Origin of the sequence: Methylobacterium sp. 1973, assembly GCF_040545035.1 — a bacterium.
GTDB lineage: Bacteria > Pseudomonadota > Alphaproteobacteria > Rhizobiales > Beijerinckiaceae > Methylobacterium > Methylobacterium fujisawaense.
Window position 1 is genome coordinate 113,479 of record NZ_JBEPLA010000006.1, and the last position, 17,500, is coordinate 130,978.

19 protein-coding genes are annotated in these 17,500 nt (G+C 68.7%); 3 read left to right on the forward strand and 16 right to left on the reverse strand.

What is annotated here, in order from left to right:
- Positions 1-89: 89 nt before the first annotated feature.
- From xoxF1 to xoxJ, 3 genes are all read left to right on the forward strand, one after another.
- Positions 90-1,895: a lanthanide-dependent methanol dehydrogenase XoxF1 gene (gene xoxF1, locus ABIC70_RS13595; RefSeq protein ID WP_354439915.1), complete on the forward strand. Its 1,806-nt coding sequence runs from the start codon at positions 90-92 to the stop codon at positions 1,893-1,895.
- Positions 1,896-2,027: 132 nt separating this feature from the next.
- Complete coding sequence (locus ABIC70_RS13600) at positions 2,028-2,639, forward strand: c-type cytochrome, methanol metabolism-related (protein ID WP_043383711.1); 612 nt, start codon at positions 2,028-2,030, stop codon at positions 2,637-2,639.
- Entirely contained in the window at positions 2,624-3,484 is an 861-nt protein-coding gene (gene xoxJ, locus ABIC70_RS13605; RefSeq protein WP_043356681.1) for a rare earth element methanol dehydrogenase accessory protein XoxJ, read from the forward strand. Before ABIC70_RS13600 ends, xoxJ begins: the two co-directional genes overlap by 16 nt.
- A gap of 46 nt (positions 3,485-3,530) precedes the next feature.
- On the opposite strand, the gene folK is transcribed toward xoxJ, so the two are convergent.
- From folK to ABIC70_RS13685, 16 genes are all read right to left on the reverse strand, one after another.
- On the reverse strand, positions 3,531-4,001 hold the full coding sequence (gene folK / locus ABIC70_RS13610; protein ID WP_053608686.1) for a 2-amino-4-hydroxy-6-hydroxymethyldihydropteridine diphosphokinase: 471 nt from the start codon (positions 3,999-4,001) through the stop codon (positions 3,531-3,533).
- Complete coding sequence (gene folB / locus ABIC70_RS13615; RefSeq protein ID WP_043383712.1) at positions 3,998-4,375, reverse strand: dihydroneopterin aldolase; 378 nt, start codon at positions 4,373-4,375, stop codon at positions 3,998-4,000. The genes folK and folB overlap by 4 nt, the downstream gene beginning before the upstream one ends.
- A 2-nt stretch (positions 4,376-4,377) precedes the next feature.
- Complete coding sequence (gene folP, locus ABIC70_RS13620) at positions 4,378-5,214, reverse strand: dihydropteroate synthase (RefSeq protein WP_053608703.1); 837 nt, start codon at positions 5,212-5,214, stop codon at positions 4,378-4,380.
- An 85-nt stretch (positions 5,215-5,299) separates the two neighbouring features.
- A complete protein-coding gene (locus ABIC70_RS13625) occupies positions 5,300-5,662 on the reverse strand; it encodes a hypothetical protein (RefSeq protein ID WP_043383718.1) in 363 nt (120 codons plus the stop codon).
- Positions 5,643-6,368 carry a hypothetical protein gene (locus tag ABIC70_RS13630; RefSeq protein WP_043383720.1) on the reverse strand — a complete coding sequence of 242 codons (726 nt, stop codon included), beginning with the start codon at positions 6,366-6,368 and terminating at the stop codon, positions 5,643-5,645. The genes ABIC70_RS13625 and ABIC70_RS13630 overlap by 20 nt, the downstream gene beginning before the upstream one ends.
- Positions 6,365-7,510 (reverse strand): pyrroloquinoline quinone biosynthesis protein PqqE, encoded by a 1,146-nt coding sequence (gene pqqE / locus ABIC70_RS13635; protein WP_053608688.1) that lies wholly within the window; start codon positions 7,508-7,510, stop codon positions 6,365-6,367. The genes ABIC70_RS13630 and pqqE overlap by 4 nt, the downstream gene beginning before the upstream one ends.
- Positions 7,507-8,589, reverse strand: a complete 1,083-nt coding sequence (gene pqqC / locus ABIC70_RS13640; RefSeq protein ID WP_354439916.1) for a pyrroloquinoline-quinone synthase PqqC — start codon at positions 8,587-8,589, stop codon at positions 7,507-7,509. The genes pqqE and pqqC overlap by 4 nt, the downstream gene beginning before the upstream one ends.
- Positions 8,590-8,941: 352 nt before the next feature.
- The gene (pqqB, locus tag ABIC70_RS13645; protein ID WP_354439917.1) at positions 8,942-9,841 is read right to left on the reverse strand and encodes a pyrroloquinoline quinone biosynthesis protein PqqB; all 900 of its coding nucleotides are present in this window, start codon (positions 9,839-9,841) and stop codon (positions 8,942-8,944) included.
- Between the two features lie 32 nt (positions 9,842-9,873).
- Positions 9,874-9,963 carry a pyrroloquinoline quinone precursor peptide PqqA gene (gene pqqA, locus ABIC70_RS13650; RefSeq protein WP_012317526.1) on the reverse strand — a complete coding sequence of 30 codons (90 nt, stop codon included), beginning with the start codon at positions 9,961-9,963 and terminating at the stop codon, positions 9,874-9,876.
- 224 nt (positions 9,964-10,187) lie between these two features.
- Positions 10,188-10,892, reverse strand: coding sequence for a response regulator transcription factor (locus ABIC70_RS13655; protein ID WP_287089639.1), 705 nt, complete (start codon positions 10,890-10,892; stop codon positions 10,188-10,190).
- On the reverse strand, positions 10,889-12,520 hold the full coding sequence (locus ABIC70_RS13660) for a sensor histidine kinase (RefSeq protein ID WP_182591993.1): 1,632 nt from the start codon (positions 12,518-12,520) through the stop codon (positions 10,889-10,891). The genes ABIC70_RS13655 and ABIC70_RS13660 overlap by 4 nt, the downstream gene beginning before the upstream one ends.
- A 66-nt stretch (positions 12,521-12,586) precedes the next feature.
- Positions 12,587-12,793, reverse strand: a complete 207-nt coding sequence (locus ABIC70_RS13665; protein ID WP_043357102.1) for a hypothetical protein — start codon at positions 12,791-12,793, stop codon at positions 12,587-12,589.
- An 84-nt stretch (positions 12,794-12,877) separates the two neighbouring features.
- Positions 12,878-13,672, reverse strand: a complete 795-nt coding sequence (locus tag ABIC70_RS13670; RefSeq protein ID WP_354439918.1) for a formylmethanofuran dehydrogenase subunit C — start codon at positions 13,670-13,672, stop codon at positions 12,878-12,880.
- Positions 13,673-13,675: 3 nt separating this feature from the next.
- Positions 13,676-14,623, reverse strand: coding sequence for a formylmethanofuran--tetrahydromethanopterin N-formyltransferase (gene fhcD, locus ABIC70_RS13675; protein ID WP_043357106.1), 948 nt, complete (start codon positions 14,621-14,623; stop codon positions 13,676-13,678).
- Positions 14,624-14,650: 27 nt separating this feature from the next.
- Entirely contained in the window at positions 14,651-16,297 is a 1,647-nt protein-coding gene (locus ABIC70_RS13680) for a formylmethanofuran dehydrogenase subunit A (protein ID WP_354439919.1), read from the reverse strand.
- Complete coding sequence (locus tag ABIC70_RS13685; protein WP_279900243.1) at positions 16,291-17,361, reverse strand: formyltransferase; 1,071 nt, start codon at positions 17,359-17,361, stop codon at positions 16,291-16,293. Before ABIC70_RS13685 ends, ABIC70_RS13680 begins: the two co-directional genes overlap by 7 nt.
- Between the last annotated feature and the right edge of the window lie 139 nt (positions 17,362-17,500).

Here is a 17,500-nt window from a genome sequence, read left to right on the forward strand (position 1 = left end):
ATCCCTGTCGCAAACAGTCAGGTCGGAGTCCGCGTGACGCCGTTATCGCTGCGCGTCGCAAATACTCTCAAGACTTGTCGGAGGAACCCATGAGAGCGGTACATCTCCTTGCGCTCGGCGCAGGTGTCGCGGCCGTCGCCGCGCCGGCGCTGGCCAATGAAAGCGTCATGAAGGGCATCGCCAACCCGGCGGAACAGGTTCTTCAGACGGTAGATTACGCGAATACGCGTTATTCGAAGCTCGACCAGATCAACGCCAAGAACGTCAAGGATCTCCAGGTTGCCTGGACGTTCTCGACCGGCGTTCTGCGCGGCCACGAGGGCTCGCCGCTCGTCGTCGGCAATATCATGTACGTGCACACGCCGTTCCCGAACATCGTGTACGCCCTCGACCTCGACCACGAGGCGAAGATCATCTGGAAGTACGAGCCGAAGCAGGATCCGTCCGTGATCCCGGTCATGTGCTGTGACACGGTCAACCGTGGCCTGGCCTACGCCGACGGCGCCATCCTCCTGCACCAGGCCGACACCACCCTCGTGTCGCTCGACGCCAAGACCGGCAAGGTCAACTGGTCGGTCGTGAACGGCGATCCGAAGAAGGGCGAGACCAACACCGCCACGGTTCTGCCCGTGAAGGACAAGGTCATCGTCGGCATCTCCGGCGGCGAGTTCGGCGTGCAGTGCCACGTCACCGCCTACGACCTGAAGACCGGCAAGAAGGTGTGGCGCGGCTACTCCGAGGGCCCGGACGATCAGATGATCGTGGACCCGGAGAAGACCACGTCGCTCGGCAAGCCGATCGGCAAGGACTCCTCGCTGAAGACCTGGGAAGGCGATCAGTGGAAGACCGGCGGCGGCTGCACCTGGGGCTGGTTCTCGTACGACCCGAAGCTCGACCTGATGTACTACGGCTCGGGCAACCCCTCGACCTGGAACCCCAAGCAGCGTCCGGGCGACAACAAGTGGTCCATGACCATCTGGGCGCGTAACCCGGATACCGGCATGGCCAAGTGGGTCTACCAGATGACCCCGCACGACGAGTGGGACTACGACGGCATCAACGAGATGATTCTCACGGATCAGAAGGTTGACGGCAAGGACCAGCCGCTCCTGACCCACTTCGACCGTAACGGCTTCGGCTACACGCTGAACCGCGAGACCGGCGCCCTGCTCGTCGCCGAGAAGTTCGACCCGGCCGTCAACTGGGCGTCCAAGGTCGACATGGACAAGGGCTCGAAGAACTACGGCCGTCCGCTGGTCGTGTCGAAGTACTCGACCGAGCAGAACGGTGAGGACACCAACTCCAAGGGCATTTGCCCGGCGGCGCTGGGCACCAAGGATCAGCAGCCTGCGGCCTTCTCGCCGAAGACCAACCTGTTCTACGTGCCCACCAACCACGTCTGCATGGACTACGAGCCGTTCCGGGTGACCTACACCCCGGGCCAGCCCTACGTCGGTGCGACCCTCTCGATGTACCCGGCCCCGAACTCGCACGGCGGCATGGGCAACTTCATCGCGTGGGATGGCGTCAACGGCAAGATCAAGTGGTCCAACGCCGAGCAGTTCTCGGTGTGGTCCGGTGCTCTGGCCACCGCTGGCGACGTCGTGTTCTACGGCACGCTTGAGGGCTACCTGAAGGCGGTCGACGACAAGACCGGCAAGGAGCTGTTCAAGTTCAAGACCCCGTCGGGCATCATCGGTAACGTGATGACCTACCAGCACAAGGGCAAGCAGTACGTGGGCGTCCTGTCGGGCGTCGGCGGCTGGGCTGGCATCGGCCTCGCGGCCGGCCTGACCGACCCGAACGCCGGCCTCGGCGCGGTGGGTGGCTACGCGGCTCTGTCGCAGTACACCAACCTCGGTGGCCAGCTGACGGTCTTCGCCCTGCCGAACTAATCGGCCGCAGGGTTAGACGTGAAAAACGGTGCCGGCGCGGGTTCCCGCGCCGGCATCCTTGTGATTAGACTTTCTCGCAAGAGGCTGCGGCTCGAGGGAGACGAAGAGCCTCGATCCAGGGAGACACATGCGTTGCTCAACCTCAGCAAGATCGTAACGCGGCCGGTTATCGCCGCCCTCGCCCTAGCGACCGTCTCGACGGTTGCCGTACATGCTGAGGATGCCAAGCCCGCCGACCCCAAGCTCGCCAATTCCTTGAACGCGAACGACAAGACCGCCGAGCAGGATCCCAAGCTGCTGAAGCAGGATGCTGCGACGAAGGTCGAGGACGGCAAGTATTTCGATGCCGACGGCCACCCGACGTTCCACGTGACCCAGGACGGCAAGATGCTCGACTGGTACACCTACTCGGGCTACCGCCGCTATCACGCCGAGTGCCACGTCTGCCACGGTCCGGACGGCATGGGTTCGACCTACGCGCCGGCGCTGAAGGATTCGCTGAAGCACCTCTCCTACGAGGAGTTCATCGGCATCCTGGCGGGCGGCAAGCAGGAGGTGAACTCCGCCGAGCAGAAGGTGATGCCGGCCTTCGGCGACAACAAGAACGTCATGTGCTACTCGGACGACCTGTACGTCTACCTCAAGGCGCGCGCCGCCGGGGCGATCGGACGTATCCGTCCGTCGGATCATGAGGACAAGCCCGACACGGCCAAGAAGGCCGAGAAGGAATGCATGGGCGGCTGATGTCGTCTCTTGCCCGGATCGCCGTCCTCTGCGCCCTGACATTCACCGGGGCACAGGGGGCTCTCGCCCAGCATCTGCCGGATACGGTCACCACGGACGTGCTGCGCGTCTGCGGGGATCCGGGCAACATGCCGTTCTCCGAACGCAAGGAGGACGGCTTCGAGAACAAGATCGCGGCGATCATCGCCGACGAATTGAAGATCAAGGTCCGCTACTACTGGCTGACCCAGGGTCCCGGCTTCGTGCGCAATACGCTCGGGACCGGCCTCTGCGATCTGATCATGGGTCAGGCCTTCGGCAGCGACCTCGTCCAGACCACCAATCCCTATTATCGGTCTGCCTATACGCTGGTCACGCGCAAGGGTGAGTACGAGGGCGTGACCGCCCTCGACGATCCGCGCCTGAAAGGCAAGAGCATCGGCGTGATCGCCGGGACGCCGCCGGTCAACCGCATGGGAGATCTCGGCCTCGTCTCGACCATGAAGGCCTACGCCCCCTATCAGCTCGACCCGGCCCGCAAGCATCAGACGGTTGCCGCCGAGATCATCGCGGCGCTGGCCGCCAAGGAGATCGACGCGGCCGTGCTGTGGGGGCCTGCGGCGGGCTGGCTCGCCAAGCAATCGGGCGTTGCGATGAATGTCGTGCCCCTGCTCAAGGAGCCGGAGCGGCCGCCGATGGCCTACCGGATCGCCATGGGCGTGCGGATCGGCGAGAACGATTGGAAGCGCTCGCTGAACACCGTCCTGCGCAAGCGTAAGGCCGATATCGACGCGGTCCTGCGCGCCTACGACGTGCCGCTCCTCGAAGAGGATGACAACAAGCTCGCGGAGCCGGCCGAGCGCTGATGCACCGTTGCGGGTCGCCGCTCGACGGCGACCCGGCCGGGTCGGCTCAGACGCGCGCGATGCCGGTTCGGTCGAGCTTCGCCAAGGCATCCACCACGCGCTCGCCGCCGATCACGAGGTCGGGTGCGATCTCGGCCAACGGCACCAGCACGAAGGCCCGTTCACGGACATAGCGGTGCGGCAGAACGAGACGCGCGTCGTCGACGGCGGCGCCCTCGTAGGCCAGGACGTCGATGTCGATCACCCGCGGCCCCCAGCGCTCCTCGCGGACCCGGCCGAGATCGTGCTCCACGCGGAGGCAGGCGTCGAGCAGGCCGTGCGGATCGAGACTCGTCTCCACCGCCACGGCCCCGTTGAGGAACCAAGGCTGATCGGTCTTGCCCCAGGGCGGCGTGCGGTAGTCGGAGGACCGGGCGATGAGGGTGATGCCCGGATCCGCCGCGAGGCCCGCGACCGCGCGGTCGAGCATCGCGGCCATGTCGCCGACATTGCTGCCGATACCGAGATAGGCCCTCATCGGCCGGCTCCGCGACGACGCATGATCTCGATGCTGACACTGTCCAGAATGGCGGGAACGGGAGCGCTCGGCTTGTCGACGCGGACCGTGACGGCGTCGATCAGCGTGAAACGCGCCAGGATCTCCGCGGCGATGGCTTCGGCCAGGGCTTCGATCAGGTTGAATCGATGCTCGGTGGCGATCGCGACCGCCACCGCGGTGAGATCGGCGTAGCTCACCGTGCCGGCCACATCATCCGAGCGGCCCGCCGCGCCGAGGTCGAGCTGCGCTTCGAGGGAAATGTAGAAGCGCTGGCCGAGCACGGCCTCTTCGGCCAGCACGCCGTGTCGGCCGAACACCGCGATGCGGGTGACGCGGATCAGGTCGCCGGCCATGCTCAGCGCGCCTCCGGCCGCATCACGGCATCGACGACGCGCATCGCGTCGACATGCGCCGCAACGTCATGCACGCGCACGATGTCGGCACCGAGCGTCGCCGCGACGGCGTGGGCCGCGAGGGAGCCGGTTAGACGGTCCGCCGGCCGGGTCTCGCGATCATGCAGGCGTCCGAGAAGCGACTTGCGGGAAACACCGACCAGGACCGGAAACCCGAGGGCGCGGATCTCGGGCAGCCGCCGCAGCGCCTCGAGATGCTGGTTCCAGCTCTTGCCGAAGCCGACACCCGGGTCGAGCACGATCTCGGAATCGGCGAGGCCGGCGCGATGGGCGATGGTGAGGGACCGCTCGAAGAAGGCGAGCATGTCGGCCACGATGTCGAGATCCGGGTCGATCGTCTCCCGGTTGTGCATGATGATCACGGGCGCGCCGTGCGCCGCCGCCACGGAGGCGATGTCGGGCTCACGCTGGAGCCCCCAGACGTCATTCACGATCCGGGCACCGGCCTCCAGCGCGAGGCGGGCCGTGGACGCCTTGTAGGTGTCGATGGAAATCGGCACCGGCAGACGGGGCGCGATTGCCCGGATCACCGGCAAGACGCGCGCCTGCTCCTCCTCGGCCGGGACCGGAACGTGACCGGGCCGGGTGGACTCCCCACCGATGTCGAGTATCGCCGCGCCCTCTGCGACGAGGCGCTCGGCCTGGGCCACGGCTTCGGCCTCCCCGGCGAACAACCCACCGTCCGAGAAGGAATCGGGCGTGACGTTGAGGATGCCCATGACCAGCGTGCGGCCGCCCAGAGAAGGCAGCAGAGCGGACAGGCTGGAGGAGGGTGTCACGGTGCGGGTCCCGTTCACGAGCGCGGTTCGGGAGCCGGTGTGCGCGAATCGCGAGGCCGGCGCAACGCCGGCCTCGCCTCGCAACTCAGCCGTGATAGCAGCGAATCTCGGCTTCGGCCTGGGCGCGGCGCAGGTCCGCCACCTTGTCGTCGAAGATTTTGGTCGACTTGAACTCGTTCGCCCGGTTGCCGATGCCCTGTCGCATCGACAGGATGGTGCTCGCCTGGACGTACTTGTCGTACGGCAGGATCGCGGCGAGCTGGTCGAGCGAGCAGGAGCATTTCTGCAGGCTCTCGCGAGTCTGGCCGTTGGCGGCCATGCAGCCGAACACGTAATCGACCCGCGCGTCGGTCGGGTAATCATTCTCCTCGGCGGCCCAGCCGGCCAAGCCCGACAGCGTCAGGGCGAGGGCAGCCAGGGCGCCCCGTTCAGCCAGCCTTCTGATCATAGTTCAGCTTCTCCTCAAGCAACTCACCGCCATCCGCGCTCTTCGACGACGCCTCGATCGAGACGATCTCACCCGGGACGGACGGGGCAGTGACGAAGGTATAGGTCATGTCGTCCAGGCCGCGCATGCGCTGCGCCATGGAGTCACCCTGAAAGGGCTTCGTTACCACGCGCCAGCCGTCGACTTCGCGGCCGCCGACCGTCACCTTCGTCGGCGTCACGGTCGCCTTCTCACGCAGACCCTTGCGGATGGCGAGCTTGAGGTAGCGCGGATTGGCCTCCAACACCTTGGCCAAGCCACGCAGGTGGTTCTCCAGGAACAGGGAGACGATGGGGTTACCCGCCATGTCCTCGAACGGGCCGGCCGGCACACGGTTCAGCCCGGAAAACATCACGACGCTGATATCCCGGCCTTCCGCGCTCTTTCCGGGCTCGACCTTCAGCTGGACCGTGTCTTCCAGCGGCGCCCCGAACGGCCCCTTCGCGATGCCCGAACGGCGCAGATAATCATAGGTCAGCGTCGACCCCGGCGCCGCATTCTTCATATGCGGCTGGTCGAACAGCAGATCCGCGGCGGACGGCGCAGCGGCCGCGTTGGCCTGGGTCACGATGGCGGGCTTCGACGCATCCTCGGCGAGGGCCGGCAGCACGGCCAGCCCGAGCGCGACGGACGTCGTAGCAAGACCCTTTACGACAAGACCTCTCACGAGTGGACTTCCTCCTTGAGCGGCGACCGAACGTTGCTGCCGATCGTCCGATAAATGTAATCCGGCGGGTTTTCCGCAGCTTCCTCCGCGGCAAGGGCCCGCACCTTGGCGTGGAGCGGGGAGAGCGAGCAGGCAGGATCGGTGGCGGCCGCGTCCCCGGCGAGGGCCAGGGCCTGACAGCGGCAACCGCCCCAGTCCTTCTCGCGCCGGTCGCAGGAGCGACAGGGCTCCTTCATCCAGTCGGTGCCGCGATAGGCGGTGAAGGCGGGCGAGTCGCGCCAGATCTCGCCCAGCGTGTGATCGTTGACGTTCCAGAATTCCAGCCCCGGGATCGTCTCCGCCGCGTGGCAGGGGAGGACCTTGCCCTGGGGCGTCACGTTCATCAGCTTGCGGCCCCAGCCGCCCGCGCAGGCCTTGGGATATTTCGCATAATAGTCCGGCACGACGAGGTCGATGACGAGCTGGCCCTTCAGGCGCTCCCGGGCTGCCTCGACGATCCGGATCGACTCGTCCACCTGCGCCTTGTCGGGCATCAGCGCCGCGCGGTTGACGTAGGCCCAGCCGTAATACTGCGTGTGCGCCACCTCGAGCCGCTTGGCGCCCATCTTCACCGCGAGGTCGATGAAGCCCGCCACCTCGTGGATGTTGCCGCGGTGAATCACCGAATTCAGCGTCAGGGGCAGGCCGAGTTCGACAACCTTGGCGGCGAACTCGAACTTCTGCGGCTGGGCGTTCTTGAGGCCGCCGATCTTCTCGGCATTCTGCGCGTCGACGCCCTGCACCGAGAGCTGCACGTGGTCGAGCCCGACATCGTAGAGCGCCTGGAGCTTCGCGAGCGCCCCGCCGACGCCGGAGGTGATCAGGTTCGAGTAGAGGCCGAGATCGGCGCAGGTCTTGGTGATCTCGACGATGTCGTTGCGTGCCGTCGGCTCGCCGCCGGACAGGTGCACGTGCAGGACGCCGAGGGCCGCGGCCTCCCCGAGCACGCGCTGCCACGTCTGCGTGTCGAGCTCGCCCGACCGGCGGTCGAGTTCCAGCGGATTCGAGCAATAAGGGCAGCGCAGCGGGCAGCGATGGGTCAGCTCAGCGAGCAGACCCACCGGGGCCGGCGCATCGGGCCGGTTCGGCGTCAGCGCATTCATCGCTCAAGAACCCGTTTCTCCGCGAGGCCGTCGAGCATCACAAGGATGTCGGCCTCAATGGCCCGCGGCTCGGCCGCGTACGTCTTTCCGAGTTCGTCCGCGATGTCGGCGACGCTGCGCGCGCCGTCCACGAGCTTGAGCACCGCGACGGCGTTGTCGTCGAGATCGAAGGTGCGCTCGGGGGCGAGCAGAACCCACTTGCCGCGGGTTTCGTCGTTGCGCAGCCGGACGCCGCGCGGCAGCCGCGGACGGTCGCCGGCCGCCATCTTCCGGTTCCCGCCCACCCGGGCCGGAGATGCCTCGTTCACGAGGCCCTCGCCCGGTCGCCACGCGTCCGGGGGGACCATCCCGGGGGAAACGTAGGCGAAGTACAGGGCGTCGAGCTGCGTCCAGAGGACGTTGCACTTGAATGTCAGCGCCGCCATGGCCTTCCGCTGCAGCTCCGGCGTGGTCGCGTGCTGCTTGACGTAGTCCAGGGCGAAATCGGCATCCCGCGGCGCCTGGGTGAGACGCTTGTCGAAATACGCCAGCGTCTCCTTGGTGATGAAGTCATAGTTCTTCAGCATCCCGGCGACACGCTCCGAGATGATCGTCGGCGAGAACATCTCGGTCAGCGACGAGGCGATCGCCTCCAGGAGCGTCTTCTCGGTGACGAAGTGCACATAGGCCTCGACCGAGAACTTCGTGGCCGAGAGAATGCCGCGGGTCGACAGGACATAGTCGCGGTCGAAGCCGACGCCCTCCGCAAGCTTGAGCCACCGCTCGATACCGCCGTCACCCTCGTGGTCGCCGTCATGGTCGACGATGCGCTGGCGCCAGATCCGCCGCAGCGCCGCGTCGGTCATGCGCGCCAGCACGGCGGCATCCTTCACCGGAATCATCGCCTGGTAGTAGTAGCGGTTCAAGGCCCAGGCCCGGACCTGATCCTTCGACAGCTTGCCGTCATGGAGCAGGCGGTGGAACGGATGCAGGTTGTGGTAGCGGCGCGCGCCGATGTCGCGCAGGGCGGCTTCCAGCTCCGCGGGGCTCAGGAGACGCTGGCTGTCGGCGGTGTCGGGGGTCGGGAAGACTGCGTTCATGGCGTTTCCGGCGTCCGTACTCGGGTCGCGTTTCCTGTGCGGTCGTTCCGCCCTCGGCAACGGGGCGAATGCCGTGCTTCAACGACAATATAGTGCCGGCGGCTTCCAGGCCCAACCGGATGACCCGGACGCGTGCCCCATTCGCGCGGCCAGCGCCTGCGACACAGGGCGCGTACGAAACCCGTCCGGTCTCTCGGTCGCCGAGGCACCTCACCCGATGCGACGGAGACTCAAGGCCCGACCTCAGCCTGGGGCGCGGCGATGCCGCGACGGAGTCCTCCTCGGACGCCTCAGGATGAGGATGCGGAAGGGGTCGACCGGATTCTACGAGCGCTCCACTGTCGTCACAGCCTCAAAGCGACAGACTCAGGCCGTCATGCGCCACGGTCCAGCCGGCGGCCTCGACATCCGCCCGTTCCGGAGAACCTTCGACCAGGACCGGATTGGTGTTGTTGATGTGCACGAAGATACGGCGCCCGATCTCGACGGCCCCCAGGGCGTCGATCGAGCCGTTCTCACCGCGCATCGGCACATGGCCCATGCGCCAGCCGGTCTTGGTGCCGACGCCCGCCCGGATCATGTCGTCGTCGTGCAGGACGGTGCCGTCGAACAGCAGCGCGTCCACGCCGGCGATGCGGGCGCGCAGCCCGTCCGTTACCCGGGCACAGCCGGGGATGTAGGCGAGGCGCCGGCCACCGGCCTCGATCAATGCGCCGACCGTGGTCTCGGTCTCGGCGCCGATCTCCAGGGTCTCGTCCTCGAGCCAGAGCGGAACCTTGCCGGGAACGGGGAAAAGGGTGACCGACAGGCCGGGCAGGGGCTCGAAACGCTGATCCATCCCGATCGGCTGGCGGGCGACCACGCCCTCGGCCATCACGTCGAACACGCGGTTGGCATTCACCGATTCGAGAATGCCGCGGGTGCCGTAGAGCGTGTAGGGCTGGCCTTCGCGGAGGGTCAGGAGACCTGCAACGTGGTCGACATCCCCGTTCGTCAGCAGCACCGCCCTGATCGGCGAATGGCGCAGGCCCTCGCGCGGGTGCATCTGGGCATTGTCGAAGAGCTGTTGCCGGATGTCCGGCGAGGCATTGATGAGCAGCCAATCAGACCCGTCGGCGGAGACCGCGATACTTGACTGGGTCCGAGGGCGTACCCGGTCCGGTTCGGACCGTGCCAGCGAACATATGGGGCAACGGCAATTCCACTGGGGAAGGCCGCCGCCAGCCGCAGAACCGAGGATCACGACGCGCATGTGCGGCTCCCGAGATCCCCGGTCCGTAAAACTCAGTTGAAGGTGTCGATCTCGGCCGACTCGTAGCTCGTCACTTCCATGCCGACGCAGATCTCGGACACGATCGGGGCAGCCCACTTCATGGTGTTTCTCCTCAGGCGATATCTTCACCGAGCGTCACGCGGATCCTAAGAGGACCCTAAGACACTGATGGCGCTCTCATTTCTGGCGCGGGAGAGGTATCGACGATTCAGGCGCGGGCTTCAAGCACTAAGTTGCCGGATCCTCCCAAATTTTTCGTGAGAGACTTCCTAAACGCCCGGAAACCATCACGAAACGCGCCGCCCTGCGACTAAAGTACAGTGGCTCACTGTCGAAAGTCGGGACCGCGCAGTTCGAGCATGAATCCCTTGCCCCGCACCGTGACCAGGCCGGGACCGCCGTAGCGGACGAAATCCGCCATCTTCGAGCGCAGATAGCCGATATAGACGTCGACCACGTTGAGCGAGAGGCCACCCTGGCTGGCCCAGAGCCGGTCGAAGATATCGGCTCGGGAGACCGGCTTGCCGATGTTCTCCATCAACATGCCGAGCAGGTCGGCCTCGCGGGGGGTGAGGCGGGCGCTGGCCTCGCCGCAGCTGGCCTGCCGGGTCTCGAGGTCCAGCATCAGCTTGCCGACGGTGATGCGCGACCGCGGTGCCTCCGCCTGCTCGCGCCGCATCAGATGGGTCCGCAGGCGGGCGACCAGCTCGTCGAACTCGAAGGGTTTGATGATGTAGTCGTCGGCGCCGAGCGCCAGCCCTTCGGCCCGGTCACGAATCTCGTCCCGGGCGGAGAGGAACAGGATCGCCCCGGGAAAGCCGCCCTCCCGCAGGGAGCGGCAGACGTCGTGCCCCGACCCGTCCGGGAGGTTGATGTCGAGGAGCACGGCGCCGGGGGCCGGATCGTGGGCGGCCCTGAGCGCCTCGTCCACGCAGGCTGCCGTCCCGACTTCGAATCCCTCGGCTTCCAGGCCCCGAGCCAGTAGGCCGCGGATGTCGATGTCGTCCTCGACGATCAGGATCCGCGTCATGCGGCCGACTCCTTCACCTGCCCGCCGGTCGCGCCGTCGACCGGCCCCGCATCCCATGCCGGATCGAGGGCCGGGATGTCCAGGGTCACGCGGGCGCCGCGCCCGTCGGGCCCGGCACCGAGCCGAATCGTGCCGCCATGCTGCTCGACGATCCAGCGCGCCAGGGCGAGGCCGATGCCGAACCCGGTCTCGTCGGGACCCGCCCCCGATCCACGCCTGAAACGTTCGAACAGGTCGGCTTCGGATGCATTGAAGCCCGGACCGTCGTCCGTGACGGTGATCCGCCCGACGGGTCCCGGGCCTGCCGCCAGGGCGACCTCGACGCGGGTGAGGCCGGCGGCATGACGCAGGGCGTTGTCCACGAGGCTCTCGACGGTCTGGCGGATCCATTCGCGGTCGGCGAGGCACTCGACGTCCCGGGTGCCGGGATCGAGGCCGAGGCCGACGCGACGGCGGGCCGCTTCGGAGCTCATGTTGTCCACCGCCTCCGCGAGGAGCTGAGCGAGTCCCAGACGGCGCTTGTCGAACTCGATCTCGCCGGATTCCGAGCGCGCAACCCGCAGCAGGTCCTCGACCCGCAGCTTGAGACGCTGCGCCCGCTTCTTGATCGTCGCGAAAACCGGATTCGGGTCGGCGCCCCGGGATGCGCCGCGCAGGGCGAGGTCGCACTCGCCCAGGATGACCGTGAGGGGGGTGCGCAGCTCGTGGCTGACATCGGCGAAGAAGCGGCGCCGGGATTGGTCGACGGCTTCGAGGCGGGCGTTGGCGGCCCGCAGATCGGCCGTGCGTGCCGCCACGGTATCCTCCAGCGCCGCCCGGTCGGCCGCAACCCGCGATTCCCGCCGGGCGAGACGGGCGGCCATGCGGTTGACGTTGGTCATCAGCAGTCCGAGTTCGTCGCGCGTGGCGACGGAGAGCCGGGTGTCGAGGGCGCCGTGGCCGATGGCGCTCGCGGCCCTGCGGACCTCCTCGATCCGCGCCAGAGTCGGCCGGGTGACGCCGCGGTAGAGGATCGCCAGCAGCACGAGAGCCGCCGCCACCGCGGCGGCGGCGGCCAGACGCAGGCGCTCCGACAGCGCCCGGGCCTGCTCGGAGCCGAGGGCCATGCTGCGCCGTTCGGCCTCGATCAGGAAGGACAGGGGCTGGCCGGTCATGGCGCCGAAGCCGTTGAGCGCCCCCTTGATCGCGTCCTGGCGCCGCTCCGGATCGGTCTGCCGGCTGATCAGCGACACCTGCCGGTCCAGGACGGCGCGGGCCGCGCGCAGCTGGGCCATGGGGCGCGTACGGGCGGCGTACTGCATCCGGTCGGCCGGGTCGTCGCTCGGCGGGAAGCTTTTGGCGAGCGCCTCATCCACGGTGGTCAGGGCGCGGTCGGCATTGTCTCGGGCGATCGCCATCGCCTCAGGCTGGCCGTCGGGATTGCCAACGGTCTCCACGGCCGCCATGCCGAACTGGGTGAGGCGGCCCGACAGCTCGGCCAGAAGTTCCAGGCGACGCTGGGCCTCGAGGGTGCGGTCGACGGTCCGTTCCGCCGCCCCGATCGCCGCCAGCGCGGCCGCGGCCGCCAGCATCACGACGATGGCGGTGCCCCCGAGCAACAGGGCGAAGCGGACCTTCAGCGAGCGCATCGTGGTCGTCGCGCCGTCAATGCGGGACCGAGCATGTCACCGTCCGGCCGCTGAGCCAAGGTGCCGTCACAGATCCTTCGGCAGGCTGCCCTTGGCGGCGCAGCGCCAGCGTTCCACGTGCCATTCGGGATGCGCGGCCTGCCAGGTCGCCAGCGCACTCTGCGAGTTGCGCAGGCAGACGAACGGGCTCGCTTTCTCGAACGACATCTCGATCCGGTCCTCGCGGCAGGTCGAGGGTTGGGCGACGAGGCAGATCGACAGCAGCAGCAACATGGGCGCGTCCCCGGGTTGCCGGCCTCGATCGGGCCGGCTTGGCGGAGAGCATAGGACGCGTCCACGCCCCTTGCCCAGGCGGCGTCAGGCCGCGACCCAGATCTCGCCCTTGGCGATGGTGGCGAGGTCGCCCGAGTAGCGACGCAGCGGCTTGGCGAGCAGGTCGGCATGCTCGGCGCTGAGGCCGCGCAGCGCCTTCGCCAGGAGCCGGAGGAACACGAGATCGTGCGTCCCCGTCTCCACGAAGGTCGAAGCCATCCGGCCGTGCGCACCCAGGAGAAGCGTTCCGCGGCGCATGCCGAGACCGGGGTGATCGCCCACCGCGAGGGCCGCCAGGGTTCCGGCGATCATGCGCGATCCCGCGAAGGCCCCCGCGCGTCCGGCCACGATCGTCCCGCGCCGCATCCGGTCGCCGAGATGGGCACCCGCCGTGCCGCGAATGATCAGGATCGCACCGTCGAGTCCGGCCTTGGCGGCATAGACCGCACCGCCGGCGTAATCTCCGGCATCGCCCTCGATGGTAATCGTGCCGCCGGTGGCGCCGGAGGCCGCATAGGGCCCGGCATGGCCTGTGACGGTGACGCGGCCGCCCGCCATGCCGGCGCCGAGGCGCTGGCCGACATCGCCGGTGACCCGGATCGTGCCCGCCGACAGGGAGGCGCCGACCCGGTCGAGACGCTCGTGGCCGCCCTCGAGGGTCAGGGTGTCGGAGCCGTCCAACGAGACGGCGAAGCAGTCGCCGAGGCGCACGCCGGTCCGGGTGGTCCCGACCTCCAGGCGCTCGGCTTCGCCCTGCGACAGGCGGCTCAGAGCCGCGGGGTTGATGTTGAGGAAGTCCAGGCGCTCCGGCGGAGCCGCACGCAGGGTGAGGGTGCTCACGGCTCAGCCCTCCGTCTTGGCGTCGTCGCGCGCGATCAGGTCGCGCAGATGGTAGTGGTGGCGGCCGAGATTGCCGCCGTAATTTCCGGCCGTGACCGCGATCAGCCCGTGCTTGCCGCCGATCTCGGTGGCCGCGTGCAGGCCGGCGCGCATCGAGTCGGACACGCCCTGCGAGGTCAGGGCGTCGATCACGATTTCCAGCACCACGCCGCATTCGGCCGGGAGCGCCGAGCCGGCGCGCCCCTTGAGGGTCGGGCAGTAAGCGTCGTTGGTCGAGGCCATCATGCCCTTGGTCCGGCCGCCGACCTTGGAGCCGGAACGGACGATGCCGCCGGGGAACGGCAGGATCGCGCCCGGCACCGCCTTGGCGGCCTCCACGGCGATCTCGGCGACCTTCAGCGTCTCGGCGTGGTTGCGGCCGAGGAACAGCAGGTTGCCGCCACCGACCGCGCCGTCCACGGCCCGGACCGTGTCCTCGCAGAGGAACTCGCCGTCCATCACCGGTATGCGCCAGTAGCGCCGGGCCTTGCCGGTGGCGTCGGGCAGGCGCTTGGCCACCGCGAAGCCGTCACCGAAATAGCGGATCGCGCCGCCGAGCTTGATCTTGGTCGGCCCGTCGACGCCGGCGTAGCAGGCGGTGCCCGGGCAGGTGAGGATGCACTGGCCGACCCGCTTGATCAGCTGGTCCTTGAGGCCGTTCGGCTCGAAGCCGAACAGCAGGATGCGCACGCCCGGCCGCCCGTCGGGAGTCTCCTCCGGCGACAGCTCGGCGTCGATGCCCGCCTCGGCGCCGCAGCCGATCACCGAGGTGGCGAAGCCCGTCATCGTGGTGGCGGCGATCATCGCCCACTTGGCGGTGTCGTTCGTGACGATGATGGCGGTGCCGGCCACATCGAACGCCTCCGCGAAGGTGTCGATGACCGGGATGCCGTTGAGGGAGAGGTCAGACATCGTTCTTCCCGCGGCTCGCCCCTCTGATCACACCCGGCATGGCACCGCCTCGAAATTGTCCGGACCGTCGCCGAAGGCCGCGTCGGGCACGGCGAAGCTGTCGAGGCCTTCGCCGAACCGCTCCGTCAGGTAGGTGTCGGCGCGCTTCGCCATGGCCTTGTCGGACTCGACCGTCAGCGACAGCGTCCGGCCGGCCCGCCATTCCACCACCTCGCCGTCCTCGACGATCGGCACGCCGTCCTTGAGGACGAGCTTGGCGGCGGTGAACATCGCGGTTCGGTCGGTGTCGTCCCGGTAGACCGCCACGTCCGCCCGGGCACCGGCCCGCAGATGGCCGCGGTCGTCCAGCCCCAGCAGCTTGGCCGGACCCGACCGGGTCAGCTGCGCGATTTCCGAGAGCGTGTACTCGCGCTCCAGGCCCGGAAGGCCGGAGCGCTCGCCCACGATCTTGGGCAGCGTCGCGATCTCGCGGTCACGCTCCGACTTGTCCATCAGCAGGTGGATGATGCGCGGGTACTGGGTGAACGGGCCACCGTTCGGGTGGTCGGTCGTCAGGATCGTCCGCTCCGGGTCGGTGGAGAGCAGCATGATCTCTAGGCCGATCGCCCATTGCAGCGAGCTGGTCGGGCCCCGGGGCCGGTACAGGAACGGCACCACGCCGCCGCCCTCGGCGTCGCCCGCGTTCAGCACCCACTTCTTCGGCTTCGCGCCCTTCCGGCCCGCGAACTGACGGAGGATGTCGAGGGACACCGTCACCGTCTGGCCGAACACCACCTGCCCGATGTCGAGGGTGGCGTTCGGATTGTCGGCGATCGCCTGCGCGATGCGCTCGGCGGCCGAGCGGAAACCGCCGGTGGCGGGATTGGCCGGATCGACCGCGCCGTAGGCGTAGAACTGCGCGTGGGCGAAGTGGATGCGCCGGCCCTCCGCTGCATCCAGGGTCGCCATGAAGCTGTCGTCCGCTCCGGGCAGGCCCAGGTTGTTGCAGTGGACGTGCAGCGGGTGCGGGACGCCGATCTCCTCGACCGCGTCGAGGAGCGAGCCCATGATCTGCCGGGTCGAGAGCCCGTAGCAGGGGATCTCGTCGTCCAGCGACAGGCGCAGCGCCCCGTCCTTGAAGGCGGAGGCGCCGCCCGCGTTGATGCACTTCACCCCGAGGCCGCGGGACTGGGCGACCGACAGGGCGACGAGGTCGCGCACGGCGTTGCCGCCCTGGCGCTCGCGCAGCATCTCCAGAAGCTGGTCGTCGTTGCCCATCACCGTGAGGGCGCCGCGGTCGAGCAGCGGGATGTCGGCGAGCTCGAGCTGCGTGCCCAGGGCGTGGGTCGGCGGCATCGCCGGCTCGACGGCCGTGGTGTAGCCCATCCGCGCGTAGGTCGAGCCGATCCAGGCCGCGGCCCCGCCCGCATGGGCGAAGGGATGGCCGTCGGGGGCCGCCTCGCTCACGTAGAGGTCGGGCAGGAGCAGCCGCGAGGTGATCACGTTGCCGCCGGCGATGTGCGAATGCACCTCGACGCCGCCGGCCATCACCACGCAGCCCGCCGCATCGATCACGGCGTCGGGCTCGCGGCCCGGCGGTTCGATGATGCGGCCATCCTCGATCCAGACGTCACCGACAGAATCGCGGGACGCGGTCGGATCGACGACGCGCCCGCCCCGGATCACGCTCAGCATGCGGAATCACTCCTCGACGCGGCCTGCACCGTGGCCAGACGCTCCTTGAGGGCGGCCAGCACCGACGCGGCCGACGGTAGATCCGACGGCGCAGTGGCCGGCCAGAAGGTCAGGGCGGCGCGCTGCTCGTTCCACAGGACGCCGCCGTGGTCGCGGCCAGGCTGGCCGACTGAAATCACCACCTCGGCAGCTTGCGCCTCGCCTTCCGCGACCAGAGCCACGGACGGCACCGCGGACAGCCAGTCCGGGCGCGCCACCGGGACGGCACCGAGCCAGAGAACGGCGTCGGCCTCGCCGGCAGCGACCTGCCGGGCGGCGTCGAAGCGCCAGGGATCATGCTCGGGGACGCGGCGCCCGAAGCCGCTGCGGGGCGCCTGTCCGGTCGTCCAGGCCGAGACCGGCACGACGGCCCGGTCCTGCCCGGCCGCACCGACCGCCAGGGTGAAGCAGCGTGTGGTCTCGCTCAGCTCCATGGCGAGGCCCTGGAGCATCTCGACACCGAACTCGCCGAGTTCGGCCGGATCGTAGAGCAGCACGCCGTACTGCGCGGCGGCGAGCCGGGACGCGATCTGACCCGGCAAGGCGTCACCGGCGAGATGCCCGCGGGCATAGGCCCGCAGCTCGGCCACGGCCTCCGGCAGCCCGCCATCGGCGGGCCAGGCCAGCGCCGCACCGGCGTTCGCACCCACCGCCAGGAGGGCCCTGTCGGATCCGGCGGCGCGCCCACGGGTGGGCTTGGCGTCGATCAGGCGTTTCATGAGCGGCGCCTGCCAGGGGGCGGCACCGACGACGAGAACCGTGTCGGCGCGTCCGACGGCCTCGGCAGGCGTCGTCGTGAGGGCACCGACCCGGCTCAGCGCTCCGAGCTCGGCATAGGTCCCGGCCGCGCCGGCGGTATCGACCGAGGCGCCGATGCGCCCCGCGAGATCATAGGCTGCGCGGATCGCAGCCACGTCGGCGCTGAGGCCGGCGATCACCGGCGCGCGCGCCTTGGCGAGCAGGGATGCGGCCGCCTCGACGGCGGTGCCCGCGTCCGTCGCGCCACCCTTCACCCAGGCTGCCATGCTCCCTCTCGCAACGTTCTTGCTTGGTTTCGGAGCGGGCGACGGCCGTAAGACCGGACGAAGCAGGTGCGCCTCAGCATGAGGGTTCCCCACCGAATCGGAATGGCGCATCCGCCCGGCATGTCCGGGCAGCGGCAAA

Coding starts and splice junctions, on each gene's coding strand:
- pqqA (WP_012317526.1), bottom strand. CDS start 9,963: ATGAAGTGGGCTGCCCCGATCGTGTCCGAGATCTGCGTCGGCATGGAA.
- pqqC (WP_354439916.1), bottom strand. CDS start 8,589: ATGAACGCAGTCTTCCCGACCCCCGACACCGCCGACAGCCAGCGTCTC.
- folB (WP_043383712.1), bottom strand. CDS start 4,375: ATGGCCGGCGACCTGATCCGCGTCACCCGCATCGCGGTGTTCGGCCGA.
- ABIC70_RS13625 (WP_043383718.1), bottom strand. CDS start 5,662: ATGATCAGAAGGCTGGCTGAACGGGGCGCCCTGGCTGCCCTCGCCCTG.
- xoxJ (WP_043356681.1), top strand. CDS start 2,624: ATGCATGGGCGGCTGATGTCGTCTCTTGCCCGGATCGCCGTCCTCTGC.
- ABIC70_RS13655 (WP_287089639.1), bottom strand. CDS start 10,892: ATGACGCGGATCCTGATCGTCGAGGACGACATCGACATCCGCGGCCTA.
- ABIC70_RS13685 (WP_279900243.1), bottom strand. CDS start 17,361: ATGGCAGCCTGGGTGAAGGGTGGCGCGACGGACGCGGGCACCGCCGTC.
- ABIC70_RS13660 (WP_182591993.1), bottom strand. CDS start 12,520: ATGCGCTCGCTGAAGGTCCGCTTCGCCCTGTTGCTCGGGGGCACCGCC.
- pqqE (WP_053608688.1), bottom strand. CDS start 7,510: ATGAATGCGCTGACGCCGAACCGGCCCGATGCGCCGGCCCCGGTGGGT.
- pqqB (WP_354439917.1), bottom strand. CDS start 9,841: ATGCGCGTCGTGATCCTCGGTTCTGCGGCTGGCGGCGGCCTTCCCCAG.
- ABIC70_RS13680 (WP_354439919.1), bottom strand. CDS start 16,297: ATGCTGAGCGTGATCCGGGGCGGGCGCGTCGTCGATCCGACCGCGTCC.
- xoxF1 (WP_354439915.1), top strand. CDS start 90: ATGAGAGCGGTACATCTCCTTGCGCTCGGCGCAGGTGTCGCGGCCGTC.
- folK (WP_053608686.1), bottom strand. CDS start 4,001: ATGAGGGCCTATCTCGGTATCGGCAGCAATGTCGGCGACATGGCCGCG.
- ABIC70_RS13665 (WP_043357102.1), bottom strand. CDS start 12,793: ATGTTGCTGCTGCTGTCGATCTGCCTCGTCGCCCAACCCTCGACCTGC.
- fhcD (WP_043357106.1), bottom strand. CDS start 14,623: ATGTCTGACCTCTCCCTCAACGGCATCCCGGTCATCGACACCTTCGCG.